At 66.7% G+C, this 24,549-nt stretch carries 26 protein-coding genes and 1 pseudogene; 16 read left to right on the top strand and 11 right to left on the bottom strand.

Annotated features, from left to right (window positions below; all coding sequences use genetic code 11):
• Positions 1–27: 27 nt before the first annotated feature.
• Positions 28–963, top strand: coding sequence for a ribose-phosphate pyrophosphokinase (locus HNP60_RS18300; RefSeq protein ID WP_014078011.1), 936 nt, complete (start codon positions 28–30; stop codon positions 961–963).
• Between the two features lie 22 nt (positions 964–985).
• Here the strand turns inward: HNP60_RS18300 and HNP60_RS18305 are convergent, their stop codons facing one another.
• Positions 986–1,156, bottom strand: a complete 171-nt coding sequence (locus HNP60_RS18305; RefSeq protein WP_014078012.1) for a hypothetical protein — start codon at positions 1,154–1,156, stop codon at positions 986–988.
• Between the two features lie 264 nt (positions 1,157–1,420).
• On the opposite strand from HNP60_RS18305, the gene pabB reads away from it, so the two are divergent.
• The 5 genes from pabB (at position 1,421) to msrA (ending at position 5,879) form a co-directional block, all read left to right on the top strand.
• Positions 1,421–2,617 carry an aminodeoxychorismate synthase component I gene (gene pabB / locus HNP60_RS18310; RefSeq protein ID WP_184156364.1) on the top strand — a complete coding sequence of 399 codons (1,197 nt, stop codon included), beginning with the start codon at positions 1,421–1,423 and terminating at the stop codon, positions 2,615–2,617.
• Positions 2,614–3,246 carry an aminotransferase class IV gene (locus tag HNP60_RS18315; RefSeq protein ID WP_184156366.1) on the top strand — a complete coding sequence of 211 codons (633 nt, stop codon included), beginning with the start codon at positions 2,614–2,616 and terminating at the stop codon, positions 3,244–3,246. Before pabB ends, HNP60_RS18315 begins: the two co-directional genes overlap by 4 nt.
• A gap of 77 nt (positions 3,247–3,323) precedes the next feature.
• On the top strand, positions 3,324–4,526 hold the full coding sequence (locus tag HNP60_RS18320) for a pyridoxal phosphate-dependent aminotransferase (RefSeq protein ID WP_014078016.1): 1,203 nt from the start codon (positions 3,324–3,326) through the stop codon (positions 4,524–4,526).
• A gap of 205 nt (positions 4,527–4,731) precedes the next feature.
• Entirely contained in the window at positions 4,732–5,043 is a 312-nt protein-coding gene (locus tag HNP60_RS18325; RefSeq protein WP_184156368.1) for a hypothetical protein, read from the top strand.
• Between the two features lie 170 nt (positions 5,044–5,213).
• Positions 5,214–5,879, top strand: coding sequence for a peptide-methionine (S)-S-oxide reductase MsrA (gene msrA, locus HNP60_RS18330; RefSeq protein WP_420825254.1), 666 nt, complete (start codon positions 5,214–5,216; stop codon positions 5,877–5,879).
• Here the strand turns inward: msrA and HNP60_RS18335 are convergent.
• Both HNP60_RS18335 and HNP60_RS18340 read right to left on the bottom strand, forming a co-directional pair.
• Positions 5,855–6,958 (bottom strand): glycosyltransferase family protein, encoded by a 1,104-nt coding sequence (locus tag HNP60_RS18335; protein WP_184156371.1) that lies wholly within the window; start codon positions 6,956–6,958, stop codon positions 5,855–5,857. The two genes, msrA and HNP60_RS18335, sit on opposite strands and share 25 nt — an antisense overlap.
• Before the next feature lie 49 nt (positions 6,959–7,007).
• On the bottom strand, positions 7,008–8,516 hold the full coding sequence (locus HNP60_RS18340; protein WP_184156373.1) for an oligosaccharide flippase family protein: 1,509 nt from the start codon (positions 8,514–8,516) through the stop codon (positions 7,008–7,010).
• Positions 8,517–8,712: 196 nt separating this feature from the next.
• On the opposite strand from HNP60_RS18340, the gene HNP60_RS18345 reads away from it, so the two are divergent.
• From HNP60_RS18345 to HNP60_RS18355, 3 genes are all read left to right on the top strand, one after another.
• Positions 8,713–9,645, top strand: coding sequence for a sulfotransferase (locus HNP60_RS18345; protein ID WP_184156375.1), 933 nt, complete (start codon positions 8,713–8,715; stop codon positions 9,643–9,645).
• A 63-nt stretch (positions 9,646–9,708) separates the two neighbouring features.
• The gene (locus HNP60_RS18350; RefSeq protein ID WP_184156377.1) at positions 9,709–10,635 is read left to right on the top strand and encodes a glycosyltransferase family 2 protein; all 927 of its coding nucleotides are present in this window, start codon (positions 9,709–9,711) and stop codon (positions 10,633–10,635) included.
• A 2-nt stretch (positions 10,636–10,637) separates the two neighbouring features.
• Positions 10,638–11,591, top strand: a complete 954-nt coding sequence (locus tag HNP60_RS18355; protein WP_184156379.1) for a glycosyltransferase family 2 protein — start codon at positions 10,638–10,640, stop codon at positions 11,589–11,591.
• A gap of 33 nt (positions 11,592–11,624) precedes the next feature.
• Here the strand turns inward: HNP60_RS18355 and cobT are convergent, their stop codons facing one another.
• Positions 11,625–13,451: a cobaltochelatase subunit CobT gene (gene cobT / locus HNP60_RS18360; RefSeq protein ID WP_184052250.1), complete on the bottom strand. Its 1,827-nt coding sequence runs from the start codon at positions 13,449–13,451 to the stop codon at positions 11,625–11,627.
• A 712-nt stretch (positions 13,452–14,163) separates the two neighbouring features.
• On the opposite strand from cobT, the pseudogene HNP60_RS20375 reads away from it, so the two are divergent.
• Both HNP60_RS20375 and HNP60_RS18370 read left to right on the top strand, forming a co-directional pair.
• Positions 14,164–14,268, top strand: a pseudogene (locus HNP60_RS20375) (PEPxxWA-CTERM sorting domain-containing protein); the annotation flags it as partial.
• 500 nt (positions 14,269–14,768) lie between these two features.
• Positions 14,769–15,125 (top strand): PEP-CTERM sorting domain-containing protein, encoded by a 357-nt coding sequence (locus HNP60_RS18370; RefSeq protein WP_014078027.1) that lies wholly within the window; start codon positions 14,769–14,771, stop codon positions 15,123–15,125.
• 122 nt (positions 15,126–15,247) lie between these two features.
• Here HNP60_RS18370 and cobS read toward each other — a convergent pair whose 3' ends face one another.
• The 3 genes from cobS to HNP60_RS18385 all read right to left on the bottom strand — a co-directional run bounded on the left by cobS (position 15,248) and on the right by HNP60_RS18385 (position 18,247).
• Positions 15,248–16,255: a cobaltochelatase subunit CobS gene (gene cobS, locus HNP60_RS18375; RefSeq protein WP_184156383.1), complete on the bottom strand. Its 1,008-nt coding sequence runs from the start codon at positions 16,253–16,255 to the stop codon at positions 15,248–15,250.
• Positions 16,256–16,338: 83 nt separating this feature from the next.
• Complete coding sequence (locus HNP60_RS18380) at positions 16,339–17,637, bottom strand: Hsp70 family protein (protein ID WP_184156385.1); 1,299 nt, start codon at positions 17,635–17,637, stop codon at positions 16,339–16,341.
• A gap of 64 nt (positions 17,638–17,701) precedes the next feature.
• Positions 17,702–18,247: a J domain-containing protein gene (locus tag HNP60_RS18385; RefSeq protein ID WP_260394971.1), complete on the bottom strand. Its 546-nt coding sequence runs from the start codon at positions 18,245–18,247 to the stop codon at positions 17,702–17,704.
• Positions 18,248–18,444: 197 nt separating this feature from the next.
• On the opposite strand from HNP60_RS18385, the gene HNP60_RS18390 reads away from it, so the two are divergent.
• The 4 genes from HNP60_RS18390 to HNP60_RS18405 are packed head-to-tail and all read left to right on the top strand — an operon-like array spanning position 18,445 to position 20,448.
• Positions 18,445–18,729 (top strand): BolA family protein, encoded by a 285-nt coding sequence (locus HNP60_RS18390; protein WP_014078031.1) that lies wholly within the window; start codon positions 18,445–18,447, stop codon positions 18,727–18,729.
• A complete protein-coding gene (locus HNP60_RS18395) occupies positions 18,726–19,181 on the top strand; it encodes an NUDIX hydrolase (protein ID WP_184156389.1) in 456 nt (151 codons plus the stop codon). The genes HNP60_RS18390 and HNP60_RS18395 overlap by 4 nt, the downstream gene beginning before the upstream one ends.
• Before the next feature lie 14 nt (positions 19,182–19,195).
• Positions 19,196–20,083: a tyrosine recombinase XerC gene (locus tag HNP60_RS18400; RefSeq protein WP_184157182.1), complete on the top strand. Its 888-nt coding sequence runs from the start codon at positions 19,196–19,198 to the stop codon at positions 20,081–20,083.
• On the top strand, positions 20,083–20,448 hold the full coding sequence (locus HNP60_RS18405; RefSeq protein ID WP_184156391.1) for a GatB/YqeY domain-containing protein: 366 nt from the start codon (positions 20,083–20,085) through the stop codon (positions 20,446–20,448). Before HNP60_RS18400 ends, HNP60_RS18405 begins: the two co-directional genes overlap by 1 nt.
• 27 nt (positions 20,449–20,475) lie before the next feature.
• Here HNP60_RS18405 and HNP60_RS18410 read toward each other — a convergent pair whose 3' ends face one another.
• The 4 genes from HNP60_RS18410 to rsmI are packed head-to-tail and all read right to left on the bottom strand — an operon-like array spanning position 20,476 to position 23,314.
• Positions 20,476–21,084, bottom strand: coding sequence for a DedA family protein (locus HNP60_RS18410; RefSeq protein WP_184156393.1), 609 nt, complete (start codon positions 21,082–21,084; stop codon positions 20,476–20,478).
• A 29-nt stretch (positions 21,085–21,113) separates the two neighbouring features.
• Complete coding sequence (gene gshB, locus HNP60_RS18415; protein WP_420825233.1) at positions 21,114–22,073, bottom strand: glutathione synthase; 960 nt, start codon at positions 22,071–22,073, stop codon at positions 21,114–21,116.
• Positions 22,074–22,100: 27 nt separating this feature from the next.
• The gene (locus HNP60_RS18420; protein ID WP_184156397.1) at positions 22,101–22,478 is read right to left on the bottom strand and encodes a YraN family protein; all 378 of its coding nucleotides are present in this window, start codon (positions 22,476–22,478) and stop codon (positions 22,101–22,103) included.
• Positions 22,475–23,314 (bottom strand): 16S rRNA (cytidine(1402)-2'-O)-methyltransferase, encoded by an 840-nt coding sequence (rsmI, locus tag HNP60_RS18425; protein WP_184156399.1) that lies wholly within the window; start codon positions 23,312–23,314, stop codon positions 22,475–22,477. The genes HNP60_RS18420 and rsmI overlap by 4 nt, the downstream gene beginning before the upstream one ends.
• Before the next feature lie 11 nt (positions 23,315–23,325).
• Here rsmI and HNP60_RS18430 point away from each other — a divergent pair, with 11 nt between their 5' ends.
• Entirely contained in the window at positions 23,326–24,528 is a 1,203-nt protein-coding gene (locus HNP60_RS18430) for a penicillin-binding protein activator (RefSeq protein WP_260394972.1), read from the top strand.
• Positions 24,529–24,549 lie beyond the last annotated feature (21 nt).

Here is a 24,549-nt window from a genome sequence, read left to right on the forward strand (position 1 = left end):
CCTCCATTCCCGACACAAGGCACCGCCATGAAGATCATCTCCGGCAACGGCAATCTGCCGCTCGCTCAGGCTATCGCGGACTATGTCGAGCTGCCGCTGACCAATGCGAGCGTGCGGCGCTTCGCCGACGAGGAGATCTTCGTCGAGATTCACGAGAATGTGCGCGGCGAGGATGTCTTCGTCATCCAGTCGACCAGCTATCCCGCCAACGACAATCTCATGGAACTGCTCATCATGATCGACGCGCTCAAGCGCGCGTCGGCCAAGCGGATCACGGCGGTCGTCCCCTATTTCGGCTATGCGCGGCAGGACCGGAAGCCCGGGCCACGCACGCCGATCTCCGCCAAGCTGGTGGCCAATCTCATCACCACGGCGGGCGCCAACCGCGTGCTCTCGGTCGATCTCCATGCCGGACAGATCCAGGGTTTCTTCGACATTCCCACAGACAATCTGTTCGGTGCGCCGGTCATGTCCGCCGATATCCAGGCGCGGTTCCCGAACGACAATCTCATGGTCGTCTCGCCCGACGTGGGCGGTGTGGTCCGGGCCCGGGCGCTGGCCAAGCGGCTGGACAACGCACCGCTCGCCATCGTCGACAAGCGTCGCGAGCGCGCGGGCGAATCGGAAGTCATGAACATCATCGGCGATGTGAAGGGGCGCTTCTGCATCCTGATCGACGATATCGTCGATTCCGCCGGCACGCTGTGCAATGCCGCCGGGGCACTCAAGGCGGCCGGCGCGACCGATGTCGTCGCTTATGTGACGCATGGCGTCCTGTCCGGCGGCGCGGTGGCGCGGGTCGAGGGATCGCAGCTGCATGAGCTGGTCATCACCGATTCGATCCAGGCGACCGACGCGGTCCGCTCTTCCTCGCGCATCCGCCAGCTTCCCATTGCACCGCTGCTCGGTGAAGCGATCCGCCGGATCGCGGACGAGAGTTCGGTCAGCTCGCTGTTCGACTGAGGTTCGCTGCTGCCTTGTTCTCTCAGAGCCCGGCGTCGATCCGGCGCAGCCGCAAGGTGGCGCCGATGAAGCCCAGAGAGCAGATCAGCAAGGCCCAGCGCGCCGCCTCGGGCGCCGAACGCAGCAACATGGCAGCCGCCAGCGCTCCGCACACGACGGCGATCCTCCCCGCGACCATTCCATAGCCGGACATCGACTTGCCTCCGCCTCTCTCAGCGCCTGCCTTCCATGCGCCGGTCCTTATGAAAGGCCGCGCTGAATGGCCAATGACAATCGCCGTCATCAGCGGCCGGTGCTGTGCGATTTCGGGGCGGGACAGACGGTTTTCGGGACGAGTGTGTCGGCCAATCCACAGAGCAGCGCGAGCGAGCGCCTCGCAGGGCGATGAAAGCGCGGCGCCCTGCCCCCGCCACGCCGAAGGCTGGCCTTGCGCGCAAGGCGCTGCCATGAGGGCAGGATGAGTCTGGCCGCCTTGCCTGCCCGGGCCGATGCGCCCTTCGTCCTGCTGGACGATGCCAGCCCGCAAGGGTCCGGCTTCGCCACGCTCTTTCGCGATCCGCTGAAGGTCGTGACAGCGCAGCGCCTAGAGGATGTGCTCCCCGCGCTTTTGGACATCGAGGCCGCGACCCGCGCAGGGCTGCATGCGGCGGGTTATCTTTCCTATGCGGCCGGCCATGCCTTCGAACCGCGCCTCGCAGGCCATGCGCCGCGCGAGGGGGACAGCGGGCCGCTGCTCTGGTTCGGCCTGTTCGACGCGCTGCAACAGGTGCCGCGTGACGCCGTGCCGGACCTGCTGCCTTCCCCGAATGAAACGACGATCGGGCCGGTGGAGCCGCTCGTCTCGCGCGCCGACTATGGCGAAGCGATCGCCCGGGTGCTGGACTATATCCGCGCGGGCGACATCTATCAGGCGAACCTCACTTTCCTGGCCGCCGTGTCGATCGACGGCGATCCGCTCGCTGCCTATGCGGCCATCCGACCCCATGCCGCGGCGGGCTATGGCGCGATCATCCGGCATGACGGGCGGCACGTGCTTTCCTTCTCGCCGGAGAGCTTCTTCGCGCTCGAGAAGGGACGGATCGAAACGCGGCCCATGAAAGGCACGGCCCGGCGGCTGGCGGACCCGGCCGAGGATGCCGCCGCGATCGCCCATCTCGCCAGCGACCCCAAGCAGCGGGCCGAGAATCTCATGATCGTCGACCTGCTGCGCAACGACCTTTCCCGCGTCACCACCGCAGGCAGCGTGCGCGTACCCGCCCTGTTTCGCGTCGAAACCTATCCGACCATCCATCAGATGATCTCCGTGGTGGAAGGGCAACTGCGCGAGGATGTCAGCCCGGTCGATGCGCTGCGGGCCCTGTTCCCCTGCGGCTCCATCACCGGCGCGCCCAAGCTGCGCGCCATGGAAGTGATCCGGGAAGTGGAACGCTTCGGGCGCGGACTCTACACCGGCAGCATTGGCCATGTCGCTCCGGACGGCAGCGCCCGCTTCAATGTCGCGATCCGCACCATTTCTCTGGAACCGGGCACAAACCGGGGCATATTGGGGCTCGGCTCGGGCGTGGTTGCGGACAGCGCGCCGGATGCCGAATGGCAGGAGTGCCTTGACAAGGCGCGCTTCGTGACGGCGCGGCCGGGAGAGGAGCAGGCGTGAGCGAGACGACAGGGGCCTTCGACCTCATCGAGACGATGGCGTTCGATCCTGCGAGCGGTCTGCCGATGCTCGAGCGCCATATCAGCCGGATGCAGGCCAGCGCCGACAAGCTGGGCTTCCGCTTCGACCGCCACGCGCTGCGCAACGAGCTGCAGGCCGCGACCTTCAGCTTCGTGGAGGCCATGCGCGTGCGCGTCCTCCTGTCGCGGGCTGGGAATATGGCCGTTGAGGTGCGGCCGCATGCGCCCTGGCCGCAAGCGATCATGCAGGTGAGCATCGTGCCCCGGCTGCTGGGCGGCGACGATCTACGCATTCACCACAAGACCACTGACCGGCGCCATTATGAAGAAGCCCTGCGGCGCGGCGGCACATTCGAGGTACTGCTTCTGGACGAGGCCGGCTATCTCACCGAAGGCTGCTTCTCGACCATCTTCGTGGAGCGCGGCGACCGTCTGCTCACCCCGCCCCTCTCGCGAGGGCTGCTGCCCGGCGTGCTGCGCCAGAATCTCCTCGACATGGGCGAGGCCGAGGAAGCGGATCTCAAGCCCCGCGATCTGGAAGGCGGATTCTTCATCGGCAATGCGTCCCGCGGAATGGTGGCCGCAAGCGTGGTTGCGCGCCGAGGCTGAGGACATTATGGACCGCGCCGTCCGGGCTCTCCGGACAGACAGCGCACCGCTTCCTCCCCTCGCCAGGAGTCAACTCCATGCCACGGACTTCCGCCGCCCTCGGCCGCATCCAGCCCAGCGCCACGCTCGCCATGACTGACCGCGTCATCGCCCTGAAGCGGGAGGGCAAGGACATCATCGGTCTTTCGGCGGGAGAACCGGATTTCGACACGCCGGATTTCGTCAAGGAAGCAGGCATCGCCGCGATCCGCTCGGGCCAGACGAAATACACCAATGTCGACGGCACGGCCGAACTCAAGGAAGCCATTGCCGCCAAGTTCCGGCGCGACAATGATCTGAGCTACGAGACCGGCCAGATCAGCGTGAACTCGGGCGGCAAGCACACGCTGTTCAATGCGCTGCTGGCGACTGTCGAGGCGGGCGACGAAGTCATCATTCCCGCGCCCTACTGGGTGAGCTACCCGGACATCGTGAACTTCGCCGGCGGGACGCCGGTCATCGTCTCGGCCGGCGCGGACCAGCTCTACAAGATCCTGCCCGAGCAGCTCGAAGCGGCGATCACGCCGAAGACGCGCTGGGTGCTGCTGAACTCGCCTTCCAACCCGACGGGCGCGGCCTATTCGGGCGAGGAACTGCTGGCGCTCGGCGAAGTGCTGCGCAGGCATCCCCATGTGCTGATCCTGACCGACGACATGTATGAGCATGTCTGGTATGCGCCCACGCCGTTCAAGACGATCGCGCAGGTATGCCCCGATCTCTATGAGCGCACGCTCACGGTGAACGGCGTGTCGAAGGCCTATTCCATGACCGGCTGGCGGATCGGCTATGCCGGCGGCCCGCAGTGGATCATCAAGGCGATGGCCAAGCTGCAGTCCCAGTCGACCTCCAACCCCTGCTCGATCAGCCAGGCGGCGGCAGCCGCGGCGCTCAATGGCGACCAGAGCTTTCTGGCCGGACGGAACGAAGCCTTCCGCAAGCGGCGCGACCTTGTCGTCGCCATGCTCAACGATGCGCCCGGCCTCAATTGCCCGACGCCGGAAGGGGCTTTCTATGTCTATCCCGACGCCTCCGGCTGCATCGGCAAGACCACGCCCGACGGCCGGAAGATCGCGACGGACGAGGATCTGATCACCTATTTCCTCGAGGCGAAGGGTGTCGCGGCCGTTCATGGCGGGGCCTTCGGCCTCGCGCCGGCATTCCGGGTGAGCTACGCGACGTCGGAAGAGATTCTGAAAGCCGCCTGTACCCGGATCCAGGAGGCCTGCGCCGCGCTCGGCTGAACCGTCGCCCGGCCGCCCTCAAACCGTTACCGGCTCGTTAACCAGGGCCCGGTGAGCGCCGTTAACCATTTTCAGCGATTCTCTTCCTCACCAGAAGAGGTCGCAGAAGATGGGATCGACGCAAACGGATGAAGCCGCGCCCAGTGCAGGGCGCCGGACAAGATGGCTCAACGGGTTGCACGCGTCGATCCTGTCTCTCCTGACCATGGCCCTGCCGGCGCATGCCGCGCCTGCGGACACCCGCATCGCGGATCGTTCGGCGCAATTCAGGCTCGCGCCTGAAGGATATGTCGAGGGTCCGGAACTGGCGCAGGCGGCAGCACAGGCCAGCATTCTCCCGATGGACGTCCCCGCGCCGCGAGGCCGCGCGCCTCAGCCTGCAGCCGACAATGGCGTGGGTGCGCTATCCGGCCTGCTCGCGCTCGGCCCCGAACTGCGGCTCCTCCTCAATGACCGGATCAGCACCGCGATCGCCGAGCGGGTGATGCTGGGTCTGCGCTTCGCCCGGCATTTCTGAACGCCCCCGAAAAGAGAGGCCCCGGCCTCAGCGGGGCGCCATCTCACCGTGCCCGAATGCCGCCCGCCAGGCGATGTGCCTTGAAACGGGGCCCTGCCGCTCCCAGTTCCATCATGGAAACGACATCCGATGTCGGGGAGAAAGCCATGCGTTCCCTGCTCGCCGCGATCCTGCTTGCCGGGCAGGGCCTTGCCCTTGCCGCCTTCTCCGCTTCCGCACCGGCGGCAGCCGCGGAGCGCCCGCGCCTTGCCCCGGTCCCCGCGCTCGACGAACCGGAAACCGGAAGGAACGCCACGGCCTATTTCGCCGGTGGGTGCTTCTGGGGGGTCGAGGGCGTCTTCTCCCATGTGAAGGGCGTGAAGCGCGTCCTGTCCGGCTATGGCGGCGGGCCGCCGGAGATGCGCGTGACCTATGACCGCGTGGGGACGGGGCGCACCGGCTATGCCGAGGCCGTGCGCGTCATCTATGATCCCGCCGAAGTGAGCTACGGCACGCTGCTGCGCATCTTCTTCTCGGTGATCGCCGATCCCACGACGCTTGACCGGCAAGGTCCGGACCATGGCACGCAATATCGATCGGCCCTGTTTCCGCAAAGCGAGGCGCAGGCCAGAACGGCGCAGGCCTATATCGCCCAGCTGGACGAATCAGGCCTGTGGGACGCGCCGGTCGTCACGCGCACCGAAGCCGTGCGGCGCTTCCAGCCGGCCGAGACCTATCATCAGGATTTCATGCGCAAGAATCCCGACCACCCCTATATCCGGCGCTGGGACGCGCCCAAGCTGGCAGCATTCAAGGCCTTGTTGCCGGCTCTCTACAAGCCGGCGGCCTCACCCTGAGCGGAGGACGTGAAGGCAGGCAGGCGCTTGTGGCGTCCGATCTCGACGACGCGCGGCCATATCATGTCCAAGGCCGCGCCCCAGCCGATGGTGTCACGGTGCGCCAGATTGGCGGCGCGCACCTCCGCAGATGATTTCGTCATCTGCCGGCGCATCGCCTCGATCAATGAGTCGGCATTCCCGGCCTCGTAGAGTTCGTTCTGCGGCTGCGGCACGATCTCCCGGTTGGCGCCGAGGTCCGCCGCGAGGATGCCGGTGCCGAAGGTGAGGGCCAGGGGGACAAGCCCCGAATTGAGGTGATGGCCGAGCCGGGGAATGATGATCGTATCGGCCGCTTCCAATATGCCGACCAGCGTCGAGTCGTCGACCTGCCCGCCCAGCCGGCTGATCCTGCGATCGCGCAACCAGAGGCGGTGAGCAACCTTGCCGGCAGTCCGTCGCACGGGGTCCAGACCGCTCCACGACGGGCCTGACGCGAGCAGCAGCCGCGCCGAGGGATCACGCAGGCGAGACCAGGCGGCACGAACGAGGTTCATCTCCGCAGGCAGGCGCATCGCGCCGCAGACCGCGAAGACATGCTCGTCCGGCTTCACGCCGAATTGCGCGCGGGCAGCCTCCCGGCCGCGCATCAGCGGGAGCAGGTGATCGTAGGTGTTGAGCGGCTGGACGATCTGCCGGGCCTGCGGGATGGCCGGATACTGCTCTGCATATCGCTCGCGCGAATAGCCCGAGAAATGGCAAAGCAGATCGACCCGCTCATAGAAGGCATTGAAATAGATCGACTCCGGGCCATCCAGCCGTTCCGCGCGGTGCGGCACCAGATTGTGGACCGTCGCCACGATCACCGCGCGCTGCTTCCACCAGTCGAGCAGCTCCAGCACCTTGTCCGTGCGCGCCTTGTCGCGCGCGCTCCAGCCGGCCAGTTCCTCGGGCCAGTGAACGTGAACAACATCGAACCGGCCGAAGGCGGGATCGAGATTGGGTACGCCCGCGGTCACGTCGAGGCCGCGCGCGTGGTAAGCATGGGTGAGCGCCGGACTGAAGGTCTGGTCGTTCGAGGCCATGAGCACGCGAGTCATGGGCGGTCCCTCCATGGGGAAGCCGGACCGGCAGCGGCGACGACCCGCATCATCGCGACCTCAGCGGCTGGGGTCGGCGCAGCCGCGCAAGCGCCTGGCCCAGAAGGTCCCGCACTTCCTTCTCGGGCCCTTGCGGATAGCCCTGCAGACGCCAGAAGAGCCAGTGCGACCCGAGATAGAGAATGGCGCCCGTCGCGGCGAGTATGATGACCTCGGATATCAGGTACAGCGGACCGGGATGGGCAGCCGTGAAGGCCAGGCGTCGACAGGCCGTCACGCCGACGATCATGACGGCAATGGCACCCAGCGTGCGCAGATTGCTGCCGAACTGGGTCCTGAGGCCCAGCCCCGACAGCCGGCGGACCAGTTCCATGTTCATGATGGTGGAAACCGTCCCGCTGACCATGCGCGCCACGACAAGGCCCGGCAGGCCGCCGAAGAACAGGCCGGTCAGGATGATGGGCAGCCGCACGAAGAAGACCCAGAGGTCGCGGTGAAACAGGTTCTTTGTCGCCCCGAGCGACATCGCGAGCGGCTGCACGACGGAACCGAAGGTCTGGAAGGCGAAGATCGAGGAAAGCGCCTGGATGATGGGCACCGCCGGCAGCCATTTGTCACCCATCGCGACTCTCACCAGCGGTTCGGCCACCAGCGCGAAACCCACGCCGACGGGCAGCGCCATCGCGGTGATGAGGCCTTGCGCGCGCTGATAGGCCGCCCGCAGGCGTGCCGGATCATCGGATATGCGGCTGAACGCAGGGAACAGCGTGAGCCGAAGAGGATTGGTCGCTTCCCGGGTCGGCATCTGCGCGAGATTGTCGCCCACCGAATAATATCCCAGCTCGGACCGCCCCAGCAGCTTGCCGATCAACAGTTGATCGAAACGCCAGTTGATCGTGTTGACGGTCTGGCCAAGCGTCAGCCAGAACGAGAAGGACCATAGTTCCCGCGCATGACGCAAGCCGAAGCGCGGCAGGAACGGCATGATCATGTAGGATATCGCCAGCCCGACCAGCTGCCCGGCCATTCCCCCGAGAATCAGGGCCCAGTAGTTGCGATAATAGACCGCGACACCGATCGAGACGATGACCGTCGCCAGCCGCATGCCCACGTTGAGCAGAAAATCCTGCCAGAAGATCAGTTGTCGCTGCAGCATGACCCGGCGCGGATTGCTCAGGCCACCGAGGAAGACCCCGAACGCGATCGCATAGATCACCCATTCCAGCCGCGCATCCTCGTAAAGCAGGGCAAGGGGATGAGCAGCCAGGGCGAGCATGGCGGCAATGACAAGGCCCCGGAGGAAACCCAGCGTCCAGGCGGTATTCAGATGGTCGTCATCAGGCGCGCGATGATGAACGAGCGCCTGCGCCAGGGACATTTCCGTGACGGCCATGATGATCGCCTGGATCGTGGTACCGATCGCCACGAGGCCGAAATCATCGGGTGTCAGCAACCGGGCAAGGACGATCGTGCTCGCCCAGCCGAGCGCATTGACGATCGCGCGGGCACCGGAAAGCCACAGGCTGCCCTTGATGATCTGCCCGGCAACGCTCGACACGATTCAATTCCCTTTTACCTGTTGCCATGCATCAGAGCGTGAACGCCGTTTGCCTGCCGCATTGCGAAAAGAAAGTCGATGTGGAATGCAAGTCGTCGTCGCGTTGACGGATTCCCGCCTAAGGGCCTCATCGTGAAGTTTTTGTATCTTTCCGCGAGATATCGTTCCCTGCGCGCGGCAATTTGAAGGATTGTTGATGAAACGGGTGATCGTCTCGGGAATGCCGCGAAGCGGCACAAGCTGGACCGCCAAGGCCCTCTCCTTCGCACCGGGCTTCACTTACTATCGCGAACCGGACAACTCGGATCATGTGCCCGGCGCACCGGGCCCGGACTATTGGAACCTCTATCTGAAGGCGGGGGACGACCACCCTCTCTACCAGGCGCACATGGACCGTGCGCTGAGCGGGCAGGTGGCGACGAGCTTCACGATGAAGGAGGATCAGGGACCGCTGATCGAGCGGCTGCCCCCGCGCCTGCGCGGCCTCGGGGATCGCTGGCCCGCGCTCTACATGCGCAAGCCCCACGTCCTGGTGAAGCTGATTCGCGCCAATCTCACCCTCGACTGGCTGGCCGCACGCTATCCCGAAGCCCGGATCGTGAGCCTCGTGCGTCATCCGGTCGGCCAGTTCGCCAGCTATCAGAAACTCGGCTGGGACGTGGACCCCACGAGCCTGCTGAACGACGATCGACTTGTTTCCGAGCATCTCGCGCCCTTCACCGATCTCATCCGCTCGGCCGGCACTTTCTGGGAACGGGCGGGCGCGCTATGGGGCGCCACCATGCGCGTTTCCTACCGACAGGCGGCGCAAGGGGCGGGTTATCATGTCGTTCCCTTCGAATGGCTTTGCGCGGATGGCCCGGCGCGGCTCGAGGCGCTGTCGGATCGGCTCGGCATGGCGTGGACGCCGGCGGCCAGCCAGTTCGCGGAGCCGGAACGCGGCGCCGAAGAAGGCTCAGCCTATTCGCTCCGGCGCGACTCCCGCTCCCAGATCGATAAATGGCGCAAGTTCGTTGCACCAGAGGACATCGAAGCGTGCCGGGCCTTTGCCGAACCTTTCGGCGTTCCGGTGTATGACGGCTTCGATCCATGGAAGGCCGAGCCGATATGGAGCGGAACGCCCCGCTGAGAAGACAGACAATCATGGCGACACCGGACAGTGGGACAGAGCCGGTGTCGCGGAGGGAGAAACATGGCCATTTCGCCGTTCGTCACGGTCATCATCTGCACGCGCAACCGCGCGGAATCGCTGGCGCGCACGCTGGATTCGCTCGTCACTGCGGCGGCGCGCATGAGCGAGTCCTGGGAACTTCTCGTGGTGGACAATGGCAGCACCGATGCGACGCCCGAGGTCATCGAGCGCTTCGCCGGCCGCTTGCCGATCAGGCGCGTGTGGCAACCGGTCGCCGGCCTGTCCAACGCGCGCAATGCCGGCGTGGCGGAATCGAAAGGGGATTATGTTCTCTGGACCGACGACGATGTCCTTGTCGATGAGAACTGGCTCGCCGCCTGGTCCCGCGCCTTCCGCGAACGCCCCGGCGACGCGGTGTTCGGCGGGCGTACGGAGCCGGTGTTTGAAGAGCCGCGCGAGCCCTGGTTCACGGAGAACCGCAAGGTGCTGCGGGGATTGCTGGCTATCCGGGACCGCCCCGAATGGACGGAGGTCACGCCCTCCCGTCTTCCCTGGGGGCTCAATTATGCCGTGCGCGGCGCCGAGCAACGCGCGCAGCCTTATGATCCCGAACTGGGAGTCGCGCCCGGCCGCCGCCGCGGCGGCGAGGAAGTGGCAGTCATCAAGGCCATTCTGGCGCAGGGCGGCACGGGAAGCTGGGTCTGGGACGCGACCGTGCTTCACATCATTCCGGCCGAGCGCCAGACCGAAAGCTATATCCGCACCTTCTACGAGGCCGTGGGGTTCGACAATCCCATTCGCGGCGTGCGCACGGGGCTCCCTGCTCGCGCGCGCGCCGTGCTCTCGACGCTCCGGGTGCTGGCCGAATCGGGCCTGGCCTATCGGCGCACCCGCAAGCATGACCGGCGCGAAGCCGTGCAATGGCTGGTGCTCAATGCACGCGCATCGGGCAGCCTGCGCCGTCACCTCGGCTATCGTTCGATCTAGCGATGGATGCCACCGCACAGAGCCCGCAGCCGGGCAAGCCCGCCGTCTCGGTGGTCCTGCCGCTGTACAACAAGCGGGCCACGATCGAGCGGGCGGTGCGATCCGTGCTTGGCCAGAGCGTCGCGGACATCGAGGTCATTGTCGTCGATGACGGCAGCACGGACGCATCGATGGACGTGGTCCGCGCGATCGACGACAGTCGCATCCGGTGCCTCACCCAGCGCAATCAGGGTCCGGGCGTCGCCAGGAACACCGGCGCGGCGGCCGCGCGGGCGCCGCTGATCGCCTTCCTCGACAGCGATGACGAATGGCGCAGAGATTTCCTCGCCAGCGCCCTCGCCGCGCTGGCGACTTCTCCGCAGGCCGGCGCTTATGTCTGCGGCTATGACAGCGGCGCTTTCCGCGCCCAGCGCCCCAACAAGGTCGCGGCGCTCGTCGACCGGGCCACGACGCGCGGTCTCGACCCGCAGGCAAGTGGCGAGGCCATCAAGCAGATGGTGGATGCGCTGCATTCCAGCTGCGTCGTCATCCGCAAGACGCTTTTCGACCGGATCGGCGGCTATTTCGCCCGCTATCGCTGCCTGTATGGCGAGGATTCATGGCTCTGGCTGCAAGTGCTCTTCGCCGGGCCGATCCACTGGGATCCTGCCGAGCATGTGCTTTTCCATGTCGAGGATTCCGCGCTCGGCTTCGCGCATCGCGGCGGCCGGAAACGGCCTCGCCCGATCTCCTCGCACCCCGATCTTCTGCTCGATGGCTGCCCGCCCGATCTGCGGGACGCGATGAGTCGCGCCATCGCGCGCTTCGTGGCCCTCGATCTGCCCCTGCTCAATGCCGCCCATGCCTATATCGCGGCCTATCGGCTGCGCAGGCTGCACGGCATGCCGGCGATCCGTGGGCTGGTGGCGGACCTTGGCGGCCGGGTCCGCAACAAGATCGGCTTCGGGACGCGGTGAACTGCCAGGACGACCTGTCCCGGGTCCCTGCGTTCAATCCTTGTCGAACAGGGCCGCGAGCTGCTCCACCATCGCGCCGCCAAGCTGCTCGGCATCCATGATCGTGACGGCGCGCTTGTAATAGCGCGTCACGTCATGGCCGATGCCGATGGCGATCAGCTCGACCGGCGACCGGCTCTCGATCCACGCGATCACTTGCCGCAGATGCCGCTCCAGATAGGTGCCGTTGTTGACCGAAAGCGTCGAATCGTCGACCGGCGCGCCATCGGAGATGACCATCAGGATGCGCCGCTCCTCGGGCCGGGCAAGCAGCCGTCCATGGGCCCAGAGCAGCGCCTCGCCGTCGATATTCTCCTTGAGCAGCCCTTCGCGCATCATCAGACCCAGATTGGCCTTGGCGCGGCGCCAGGGTTCATCCGCCTGCTTATAGATGATGTGCCGCAGGTCATTCAGCCGGCCGGGCTTGGGTGGCCGCCCGGCGGCAAGCCACTGCTCGCGGCTCTGCCCGCCTTTCCAGGCCCGCGTGGTGAAGCCGAGGATCTCGGTCTTCACGCCGCAGCGCTCCAGCGTGCGAGCCATGATGTCCGCGCTGATCGCCGCGATGCCGATGGGGCGGCCGCGCATGGAACCGGAATTGTCGATGAGCAGCGTGACCACGGTATCCCGGAAATCGGTATCGCGCTCCATTTTGTAGGACAGCGAATGGGCGGGATTAACGACCACGCGAGCGAGGCGCGCGGCATCGAGCAGCCCTTCCTCCTGATCGAAATCCCAGCTGCGGTTCTGCTGGGCCAGCAGCCGCCGCTGCAGCCTGTGCGCCAGCTTGGAGACGGCGCCCTGAAACGGAGCGAGCTGCTGGTCGAGGAAGCCGCGCAGGCGCACCAGTTCATCGACATCGCACAAGTCGCGCGCGCCCACGGTTTCATCGAACTTGGTGGTGTAGGCCGTGTAATTGAAGTCGGGCGGCAGGTCCGAGAAGGGACGGTTCGGCCGCACCGGCATGACGCCCTCGTCGTCCTGCGCGTCGCCATCGCCCTCGTCGTCCGAATCCGAATCGTCATCCTGACGATCCTCGGTCATTTCCTCGCCCGATTCGCCCTTGTCTTCGCCGCGCGTCTCGGCGCGGGACTGGTCGTCATCCTCGGGCTGCTCGTCCTGATCCTGCTCGTCCTGCTGCTCCTGCTCGCCTTCCTCGCTTTCCTCATCCTCATCGGGCGATTCGGGCGGGACCTCGGCGCGCACGAGCTCGAGATGCTCGAGCATGGACATCACCTTGTCCTGGAACGCGGCCTGATCGTCGAGGCAGAGCGCCAGTCCCTCGAAATCCGTCGCGGCCTTCTCGTCGATCCACTCGCGCAGATATTCGATGCCCTTGAGCGCTTCGGGGGGCGGTGCCTGCCCGGTCAGCCGCTCGCGCAGCAAGAGGGCGACGGCGCCCTGAATGGGCACTTCGCTCGCCGACTGGGCCCGCGTGATGGGATCGGCATGCGTGCGCATGTCGAGCGCGGCCGCGAGATTCGCCCGCATGCCGGGATAGTTCCGGGAACCCAGAGCCTCGTAGCGGACCATCTCGACCGCATCATAGACTGCCCGCGCCGCCGGCTGGGCAGGCGCGCGACTGGCATGGAGCCGCGCATCATGATGACGAAGCTTCAGCGCGAAGCTGTCCGCGAAACCACGGGCGAGCGCCACCTGCTCGGGCGGCAGGCCGCGCGTGGGCGTGGGCACCTTGATCTGCTTTCCGACCAGATGAGGGGCATCGGCCGTGAAGCCGAGCTCGACTTCCGGGTCGTGCGCGATGGAGCGGGAAGCGCCGGCAAGGACATCCTTGAAGCGATCAAGCAGGGAACGGTCGGCCATGCGGATGGGGCTGAGCCAGGCTTGCCCGGCTGTCAAGCCTCTCGCCGCCGCGCGGACCGCCTGCAAGGTCGCTCGTTCGCCTCGTTAACTTCTTCGCTCGCCGCTGTCTCGCCGCGAGACAGCGGGAAAAGACCAGGGAATTTCGTGGTTAAGCGCGTTTATGATCGGCCCCGCCTCCCCTAACTCCGCATCGGGGACATCGCCGCAAGCACCCGTTCGCGGTTTGCAAAGGAAGCCACAGCCCATGATCCGCGTCGTCAGCCTTATCGCCATCGCCATGGCCACCGCATCGCTGCCAGCGCAAGGCGCGCAGGCGACCGTCACGATCAACGGGCGGATCAGCCAGGTGGTCGGCGCGCTTCACAGCAGCGCCCATCTCTCGCCCGACGGCTTCGCCTTCTCCGTCCGGAACGGCGCCACCACGCAGCAGCTGTTCACCGGCATCGAAGGTGTCCGCGCGTTCAACCAGATCGGCCAGCTGAACAGCTGGGCCAACGGTTTTGGCAGCTCTTCCTACGGCTCGGGCTACAGCTTCACCCATTCCGTGCTCGGCAGCTACTTTAACCAGGGCCAACAGGGCGGCGGCTATCGCTTCACGCACAGCGTGCTCAACAGCTATTTCGGATCGCCCTCGCCGGAGCCGGCCCTGACCGCCCAGCTGAGTTTCGCCGAACCGCTGTCCGAGCCCCTCCCCACCGAGGTCGCGCCGATTGCCGGCACCGTCCCCGAGCCCGCCACATGGGCCATGCTCATTGCGGGCTTCGCGGGGATCGGCGCCCTGATGCGCCGCCGGTCGCACGTCGCCAGCCTGGCCTGATCCGTCAGGCCGGCCCGCCGCGCGGACCCCCTATCACCGGGCGGCCTGATCCCCGTGGAGACGCGGACGCCGTTGTGCCGCGCACAATCAGGTCATGGCAAAGCGTGCACAGCTTATCGACGCTTTCGGCGCTTCGTGCCGGTAAAGCCGCCCAACAAATGCATGAAATTCAATCGGAAAGATTCGGCATCCGCTTGTCGCCGAGTGCCTGAAGAGCCCATGAATCCGGGCTTTCCTGGCCTTTCCGGAGCCACGACGGGCCGAAGCATCCGCGCCCGCAACGGACTGATCTGGCGATCCGGACCGGCTCCGGCCGGATTTGTCACGGGCCGTTAACTATGGCAAAGTTCTCCTGCTGCATCGCAATGAGAGCGATGACTGGTCGCTGATTCCGACGGCATTTTGCCGAGTGGAGCGGAAGATGAAGGCGCTGCAGCGACATCGAGCGTAACCGCGGCTCGGCCTCGCGAGAGGTCCGCCGCAAACAAGTGGGAGAACGCATGTTCAAGACTGCGCTCATGATGACGGCCGCCTCTGCCGTGTTGCTGGCGACTGCGCCGGCAGCGGCAACGGTGACGCTATCCGGGACCCCGGTGGCATCCTCCTCCCCGTTCGGGGAGAAGAGCGATTCCACGTTCAGCTGGGTCAACATCAAGCCCGGCGTATGGGCTTTTGAACCCGGAAAGCCGACCGTGTTCGAGGCAAGGGGCGGACCGGCTCCGATCACCGATTTCGATGAGGTCACGGCGCTGCCCGAGCCGATGAGCTGGGGTATGATGCTGATCGGTCTCACCGCCGTCGGCTGGACCTTGCGCACGCGCAAGCGTTCGGAGCAGAGGATCGTCTCCTTCGTTTGAGACGCCCCGTCAAATGATCGAAAGGGCGGCCCTATGCGGGGCCGCCCTTTCTTTTTTCCGATGATTTTGACGGGACCAACCGGCGCCTCATGGACCGGCGCGCGAACCCGTCACGCGATCCTTCAGTCAGCCTTGGCCGCCACGCTTTCCGGCAGATCCTTGCCGAAGACGCGCTGATAATATTCGGCCACGAGTGCACGCTCGGCCTCGTCGCACTTGTTGAGGAACGACAGCCGGAACGCGAAACCCACATCCTTGAAGATCAGGGCGTTCTGCGCCCAGCTGATGACCGTGCGCGGGCTCATCACGGTCGAGATGTCGCCATTGACGAAGCCCTGCCGGGTAAGCTCGGCGACCCGGATCATGTTCTGGACTTCCTTGCGGCCGCCCTCGTGATCATATTCGCCGGACTTGGCGAGGACGATCTGCGCCTCGGTTTCGGCGGGCAGGTAATTCAGTGTGACCACCAGGTTCCAGCGGTCCATCTGGCCCTGATTGATCTGCTGCGTCCCGTGATAGAGGCCGGTCGTGTCGCCCAGGCCCACCGTGTTGGCGGTGGCGAACAGGCGGAACCAGGGGCTGGGGCGAATCACCCGGTTCTGGTCGAGCAGCGTCATCTTGCCGTCCGCTTCCAGCACGCGCTGGATGACGAACATGACATCGGGGCGACCGGCGTCATATTCGTCGAACACCAGCGCGACGGGGCGCTGCAGGGCCCAGGGCAGCAGCCCTTCCTTGAACTCGGTGACCTGCTGGCCATCCTTCAGCACGATGGCATCGCGCCCGACGAGATCGATGCGGCTGATATGCGCGTCGAGATTGATGCGGATGCAGGGCCAGTTGAGCCGCGCCGCCACCTGCTCGATATGCGTGGATTTACCGGTGCCGTGATAGCCCTGCACCATCACGCGGCGATTGAAGGCGAAGCCGGCGAGAATGGCGAGAGTCGTGTCCGGGTCGAACACATAAGCGGGATCGACATCCGGCACCCGCTCGTCCGCTTCGGAGAAAGCCGGGATGGCCATGTCCACATCGATACCGAAGACCTGGCGCGCGTCCACCGTGCGGTCGGGAGCATCGAGCAGTACTTCGCTGCGCATGTCGGTATTGGTGTTCGGAATATCGGTCATATCGTCTTTTCCACAGAGTCGAGACTGCCCCTAACCGATCGGGGAAGCATGTGTCGAGGGACAGGGGCCGTTCACGGCGCCGATCATGCCTCCCATGCGGCGGGATCGTCTTCCTGTCCGATGAGCGCAAGCCCGTGCGCGATCGACGTCAGCTCGCCCCCGCTGGCGATGCGGCCGGCGCCGAAGCGCGCGTCGAAAAGGCGACGGATCGCCGGGATCAGGGACGATCCCCCGGTCAGGAAGACCTGGTCGATGTCCGCCTCGGTCACGCCTGCCGCCGCGAGCGCCTGATCGACGGTCGCGTCGATCCGCGCGATGTCCGCCGCGATCCAGCGCTCGAAATCGGCGCGCTTTATGTCGGCCTCGATGAGGAGGTCCTCCGCCTCGAACCGGAACGAGGCATGCTCCGCCTGCGACAGCGTCCGCTTGAGCGCGCCGACCGCATCGTAGAGCCGATAGCCCAGTTCCTGCTCGATCAGCATGATCATGCGCCCGATCGCCGCCGGATCGCTCGCGCTGCGCCGGAGACGGTCGAGCTCGCCCAGCGTCCGCCGGTTGCGCATCAGCGCGAGCCGCGACCAGTCCGCGAAGTCCGCGAAATAGTTGCGCGGGATCTCCAGTAGCTTGTCGAACGAGCGATAGGTGCCGCCCTTGCCCAGCATGGGCAGGACAAGATGGTCGACGATGCGATAGTCGAACGTGTCGCCCGCGATGCCGATGCCGGCCGAGCCCAGCGGCTCGCAGCGACGATTCGCGCCTGGCGCAGCGATGCGGACCACGGAGAAATCGCTGGTGCCGCCGCCGAAATCCGCGACGAGAATGGTCGCCGGGCGGGTGAGCCGGCTTGCATAGCTGAACGCGGCGCCCAGCGGCTCGTACACATAATGGATCCGGGTGCCGAAGGCTCGGAACATGGCGTCGTAACGCTGGCGGGCCAGTGCCTCGTCCGGCCGCGCGCCGGCATAGCGCACCGGCCGCCCGACAATGATCCGCTCGGGCCGTGCGTCAAGACGGCCGCCGGCATGCGCCACCAGCCTTTCGAGGAACAGGGCGCCCAGTTCCTCGAACCGGAACCGCTTGTCGAACACGCTGGCATGCTCGAACAGGGCACTGGCCGCCACGGACTTGAACGACTGGATGAACCGGCTGCCTTCCGGGAAGTCGAGATATTCGGCGATCGCCCAGGGGCCGGCCTCGTGCGCCAGGCCGCCACGCACCGCTTCATCCTGCCAGAAGCACAGGGCCGAGCGGAAGACAGCGCTGCTCGCTGCCTCTCCCTTGAACTCGACAAGGCGCGAGCCATCCCCGTCCGCCAGCGCGACGACGCTGTTGGTCGTGCCGAAATCGAGCCCGAGGGCGTGAACCGTCACGCCGTCTGGCATGGCCTGTCTCCGGTCTTGAAGGGCCGGCGCCTATGGCAGCCGTGGCACGGAACCGCAAGGCCGCTCAGGCGAATGCCGGCGCCTTGCGCAGATGGCCATAAGCCGCGATCACGTCCTGAAGCGCCTTCTCATGGGTGCGGTCGCCGCCATTGTGATCGGGGTGGAAGCGCCGCACCAGCTCCGTGTACCGTGTCCGCAGCGCCCGCCGGTCCGCGTCCGGCTGCAAGCCGAGCGTCTTCAGCGCGGAACGGTCCGCGCCGGAAAGCGGCTTGCCATCGCGCCGCTCGGCCATGTCCGCAGCGCGGGAGCGGAAGCGGGCACCGATGGCATCGAGCGGATCGGCAAAGTCCGCCCAGCGCGGCGGCGGCGTGCCGCTCGCCGCCTGAGAGGAGAATGCCCGCGTCTCGGCGCCCCAGCCCGAATAAGGCCGTTGGGCTTCGTCAATCTCTTCCGCGCTCATTCCCTTGAAGAAATTATATCCCTGATTGAACGCGCGGATATGGTCGAGGCAGAACCAGCGCCATTGCGGCGGTCCATCGGGCGCGTCCCGGGGATTTTCGGGCGGCGCGCGAAATTCCCCCGCCTCCTCGCAGCCGGGGAAGAAACACATATGGCGCGTGCCTTCGACCCGGCCGTGGAAACGCGTGTGGCGACGTCGACCATTTTCACTGGCGTCCTGCCCTGACAAAACTGCGCGATCCTTTCTGCTTGTATTGAGCGTCGCTGAAAAGGCGGCCGGGCGACCCGAAACCGGCCTGAAAGGCGAATTCTCGAACTGACTTTGGGCAAAGCGCCTATATATGGGAAATGACTGACTCTTCGCTAGGCCCGGTAGGGCGTGAAATTGCCGAACGGCTGATGGCCGCCCTGTCGCCTGACCGCCTCGTCGTGACCAATGACAGCGCGAAGCATCGCGGCCATCTGGGGGACGATGGATCGGGCGAAAGCCATTTCACCGTCGAGATCGTGACCGCGCGCTTCGCCGGCCAGTCGCGTCTGGCGCGCCAGCGCATGGTCAATTCCGCGCTGGCCGATCTGCTGCGGGAGAAGGTCCATGCCCTCGCCATCGTCGCGCGGGCGCCCGGGGAATGATCCGGCGCGCCAGGCGGCCCGCTGCCCGGCTGCTGGTCCTCGACCCGCAAGGCCGGCTGCTGCTCTTCCGCTTCACGCCGGATGATCGTCCGCCCTTCTGGGTGACCCCGGGCGGTGCCGTGGACCGGGGGGAGACGTTCGAGCAGGCCGCCCGGCGCGAATTGCGCGAGGAAACGGGGCTGCTCCACGATCCGGGACCGGAAGTGGCGGTGCGCCACGTGACCTTCGTGACGCTCGAAGGCATCGAGGTGGATGCCGAGGAGCGTTATTATGCGGTGCGTGTCGAGGACACGGCGATCGACACCTCCGGCCATACGAATGTCGAGCAGGCCTTCATGCTGTCCCATCGCTGGTGGACGCCCGAGGACCTGCTGGCGCAGGAGGAAGTCTGGTATCCGGTCGACCTCATCGACATCTGGCGTGATCTGCTCGACCGCCGGAGCGCGGCGTGAGCGCGGAGACGCCGATGACGCTCGTCGGGAGCTGGCGTGGATATCTCGCGCAGGGCCGGCGTCGCTCGCCTCACACCGTCCGGGCCTATGTGGCCACGGCGGAGCGCCTCATGTGCTGGATGGAGGAGATGGACGGCCGTGCCCCGGACCGCGCGGCGCTCCTGGCGCTGACGACGTCCGACCTGCGCGCCTATCTCGCGGCCCGGCGCGCCGAAGGCATCGAGAACAGCTCGACGGCGCGTGAGCTCTCCGCCCTGCGCGCTTTTCTCCGCTTCATCGGCGGCGAAGGCGCGTCCATCCCGCTCATGCGCGGGCCGCGCGTGAAGCCCGGCGTCCCTCGCCCGGTGAGCCCCGACGAAGCCATTGCCCTCGCGCAGGACGTGGCGGAAACGGCACGGGAAGGCTGGATCGGCGCGCGGGACTGGGCCGTGCTGCTGCTGCTCTACGGCGCCGGCCTGCGTATCAGCGAGGCACTGGGGCTCATGGGCGATGTGTTGCCGCTGGGCGAGACGATCCGGGTGCTGGGCAAGCGCGGAAAGACCCGCATCGTGCCGCTGCTGCCGCAGGTGCGCGAGGCGATCGACGACTATCTCGCGCTTTGCCCTTTCGCGCCGGCCGGGGATGAACCGCTGTTCCGCGGCGCGCGGGGCGGCCCGCTCTCCCCTGCGCTGATTCGCCGGGCCGTGCAGGGGGCCCGCAGGCGCCTTGGCCTGCACGAGCGCACGACGCCGCATGCGCTACGTCACAGCTTCGCGACGCATCTCCTCGGTCGCGGTGCGGACCTGCGGGCGCTTCAGGAACTGCTGGGCCATGCCAGCCTTTCCTCGACGCAGATATACACCCGGGTGGACGCGGCTCATCTGCTCGACGTCTACCGCAACGCGCATCCCCGCGCGTCCTGATGGGCGCGGATGCCGCCGCCGCGATGCAGGCACGCCTGCGCGCCGACCTGAAGCAAGCCATGCAGAGCCGCGCGACGCTGGACACGCGCGTCATCCGGGCCCTCATCGCCGCGATCGACAATGCGCAGGCCATCACAATCGACCTGGATGGCGCGGCCAGCGCCATGCGCGCCTTCGGCGATTCGTCCGGCGAAGTTCCTCGGCGGCCGCTCTCGGCTGAGGACCTGCGCGCGCTGCTGATGCGCGAGGCGGGGGAGCGGGAGGCCGCTGCGCTGGACCTGAAGGATCTCGGCCGCCCGGAGGACGCCAACCGGCTTCTGGCCGAAGCGGCGATCGTGCGGCGCTACGCTGCCCTGCCGGGGTAAAGGCCAGTGAGCGGCGCGGAGCTATGGCTAGGCGCCCCGGTCCTGATCCTTCCAGCGCACCAGTCGCCACACATAGGCGATGGCCATCAGCCCCACGGCCGCATTGGCGAGCGGCCCCAGCCAGTCATCGATCGCCTTGAAGTTGGTGCCGAGATAATAGCCCGCGCCCACCAGCACGACGTTCCAGATCAGCGCGCCACCCGTCGTCCAGAGCGCGAAACGCCAGGGCGACATGCAGAAAAGCCCAGCCGGCAGCGAGATGATCGTCCGGAAGGCAGGCATGAAGCGGAAGATGAAGACGATCTTCTCGCCATGCCGCCGGAACATGTAGCGCAGCCACTTGATGTCGCGCCAGCGCAGGGTCAGCCATCGCCCGTGCCGCTCGACAAAGGGGCGCAGGCGCTTCCAGCCCAGCCGGTATCCCAGGAAATACCAGAAGAAATTGCCGATCGTGGTGCCGAGCGTGCCGGCGACGAGGAGCGGGAGGACGGCCATCCGGCCCTGCCCCACGCGAATGCCGCCGATGCCCATGATGAGTTCGGACGGAATGGGCGGGAACACATTTTCCAGCACCATCAGCAGGGCAATGCCCCAATAGCCGCCCCCGTCGATGAGGCGGACGACCCAGTCATTCATGGCGGGTGCTCATGCGGAGGGCCGGCGGCTCAGGCCGCCCGCTCCCGGAGACGGCGCTCGACGGCGTCCCAGATCATCGCTCCGGTGTCCGTGCCGTTGAAGGCGTCCATTGCCACGATGCCGGTCGGGGAGGTCACATTGATCTCGGTGAGATATTTTCCGCCGATCACGTCGATGCCGACGAACAGCAGGCCTTTCTGTCTCAGCTCCGGACCGAGCGCCGCGCAGATCTCCAGTTCGTCGGGCGTGAGATCGGTCTTCGCGGCCGTGCCGCCGGCGGCGAGGTTGGAGCGGATCTCGCCCTGGCCGGGAATGCGATTGATCGCGCCTGCGACCTCGCCATCCACCAGCACGATCCGCTTGTCGCCCTTGGCGACATCCTTGAGGAACGCCTGCACCATGAAGCTCTCGACCCACATCTGGCCGAAAAGTTCCACCAGCGCGGCGAGATTTCCGCCGTCCTGACCGATCCGGAAGACCGCCGAACCCGCATTGCCGTAAAGCGGCTTCACCACGATCTCGCCATGCTCCGCCAGAAAGGCGCGCGTTTCGTCGAGACTGCGCGTGATCATCGTCGGCGGCATGAACCGGGCGAAATCGAGCACATAGAGCTTCTCGGGCGCATTGCGCACCGAAGCGGGATCGTTGACCACAAGCGTCTCGCCGGTGATTCGCTCCAGCAGATGCGTCGCCGTGATATAATTGAGGTCGAAGGGCGGATCCTGGCGCATCCAGACCACATCGACATCCCGCCCCAGATCCAGCCGGACGGTCGCTCCGAACCTGTAATGATTGCCTTCCACGCGCTGAACCGTCACTTCGCGCGCCTGCGCATAGAGCCGGTCATCCCGCCAGGTCATGTCGTCGGGGCGGTAGTGATAGAGACGATGCCCGCGCGCCTGCGCCGAGAGCATGATCGCGAAGGTCGAATCGCCCGCGATGTTGAGCGATTCCATGGGGTCCATCTGCAAGGCGACCTTGAGCGACATGCGGGGCATTCCTCCCTTTGCGGGGCTTCATCCCCCGTGCCAGACATTCTCCAGATGGCGAGGCGGGCGGCCCGGCGCAAGGAGGATCACGTCGATGCGCATGTCGTCCCCCGGGCCGAGCCATGTGGCGGCCACTGCCTCGGCGGCGGCAGCGACACGGGCAAGCCTCCGCTCGTCGATCGCTTCGTCCAGCGACCGGGCGCTGGCTCTGGCCTTCACTTCGACAAAAGCGACCATATTGCCGCGACGCGCGACCAGATCGATCTCGCCGGCCCGGGTGCGCACGCGCCGCGCCAGGATGGACCAGCCCTTGAGGCGCAGCCACCAGGCCGCGAGCCGCTCTCCCTGCCGGCCCCGTTTCTCCGCGGCAAGCCGGGAAGGCACGGGCCCGCCGCCTCGCGTCATGCCTTGCCCCGCATGGTCATGGCGCGCGCATAGAGCGCCTTGCGGTCGAGCCCCAGCGCGCGGGCGACTTCCCCGGCGGCCTGCGAAACGGGCAAGCGCGCCAGCGCATCGCGCAGAGCCGCCTCGATCTCGGCTTCATCCGGCGGCGGCCGCTCGCCCGGAGGTCCGACCACAAGCACGATCTCGCCCCGGGGCTCGCGCGCCGCGCAGGCAGCGGCGAGTTCAGAAAGCGAGCCGGTCAGCACTTCCTCGAAGGTCTTGCTGATCTCCCGGCACAGCGCGGCGGGCCGATCGCCTAGCACCGCCTGCATATCCCCGAGCGCCGCGGCGCAGCGCGGCCCGCTCTCGTAAAAGACCAGCGTCGCGCGCACCGCACGAATCTCGTCCAGCGTGTCGGACCGCGCCTTGGTCTTGCTGGGCAGGAAACCCATGAAGAGGAAGCGGTCGCTCGGCAGGCCGGAAAGCGTGATCGCGGCAATGGCGGCGCAGGGGCCGGGAAGGCTCGTCACCATTCGCCCGGCCGCGCGCGCATCGCGCACCAGCTTGTAGCCGGGGTCGGAAATCAGCGGCGTGCCGGCGTCCGACAGGAGTGCCACCGCCTCTCCCGCCATGCGCTCGACGAGCCGGGCACGCACTCGCTCGTCGCTATGATCATGGTACGGCACCATCGGCCGGTCGGACCCCGCATGGCGCAGCAGCCGCGCGCTTACCCGGCTGTCCTCCACCGCGATCACATCGGCATCCCGAAGGATTTCCGCCGCGCGCGGCGACAGATCGGACAAGTTGCCGATCGGTCCTGCAACGATATATAGGCCGGGCGAAAGTTCAGCGGACATAGAGGTGAGCCATGGCAGAGAGGAGCCTTGCGGGGCAAGAGGGGGTTGGATTCGTACCGACCCGGTTGCGGCAGGGCCTTGCGCTGCTGGGCGCGTTGTTGCTGTCGGCGTGCGCCTCGGTCGTCCCGCGCACCGAACCGCCTCCGCCGCCCCCACCGCCAAAGACGGGCGATCTCGATCTCGACAAGGGACTGCCCACCGACACGGAGCGGCATCGCGTCGCGCTGCTGGTGCCGCTGAGCGGGACCAATGCGGGCGTCGGCCGTTCCATCTCCAATGCCACCACGATGGCGCTGCTCGACACCAAGACCGAGCGCCTGCGCGTCACCACCTACGACACCGGCAAGGGCGCTGCGGAAGCGGCGAAGCAGGCGGTGGCGGAAGGGAACCGGCTCATCCTTGGGCCGCTGACCGCTGACGAAGTGCGCGCCGCCGCGCCGGTCGCCCGGGCAGCGAAGGTCCCGATTATCAGCTATTCCAACGACGAGAGCGTGGCCGGAAATGGCGTGTTCCTGCTGGGCTACAGCCCCGAGCAGTCCGTGGAGCGCGTGGTCGGCTATGCTCGCTCGCGCGATCTCACCAATTTCGCCGCACTGGTGCCGCGCGGGGTCTATGGCGAGCGCGCGGGCGCCGCTTTCCTCTCGCGCGTGAAGGCGGCCGGCGGCACTGTCGTCGCGATGGAAACCTTCGATCGGTCAGCTGCTTCGGTGCAGGCGGCGATCAAGCGCCTCGCGGCCAGTTCCAGCTACGATGCGCTGCTCATCGCGGATGTCGGGCGAATCGCGTTGCAGGCCGGGCCGCTCGTGCGGGCCAATGGCGGGGCCGATGTCCGCATCCTCGGCACGGAACTGTGGAATACGGAAACCGGCCTGACCAGCAGCACTGCCCTGCGCGGCGCCTGGTATGCCAGCGTCTCGGACAATCTCTACCGCACGCTTTCCAGCAAATATCGCGCATCCTTCGGCACGGCGCCCTATCGGCTGGCCTCGCTCGGCTATGATTCGGTGTTGCTGGCCGTGCGAATCGCGGCGGACTGGAAGCCGGGCACGGCCTTCCCCGTCGGGCGCCTCACCGATCCGGAGGGTTTCTCCGGTATCGATGGCGCGTTCCGCTTCAGCCGGGACGGCATTGCCGAACGGGCGCTGGAAGTCACGGAGATCGGCGCCGGCGCCACCAGCGTCGTCGACCCCGCGCCCCGGGGCTTCGCGAAATAGGCGAGGCTCCCCGGCGGGGAC

The sequence above is a fragment of the Sphingobium lignivorans genome (assembly GCF_014203955.1).
Classification (GTDB): Bacteria; Pseudomonadota; Alphaproteobacteria; order Sphingomonadales; family Sphingomonadaceae; genus Sphingobium; species Sphingobium lignivorans.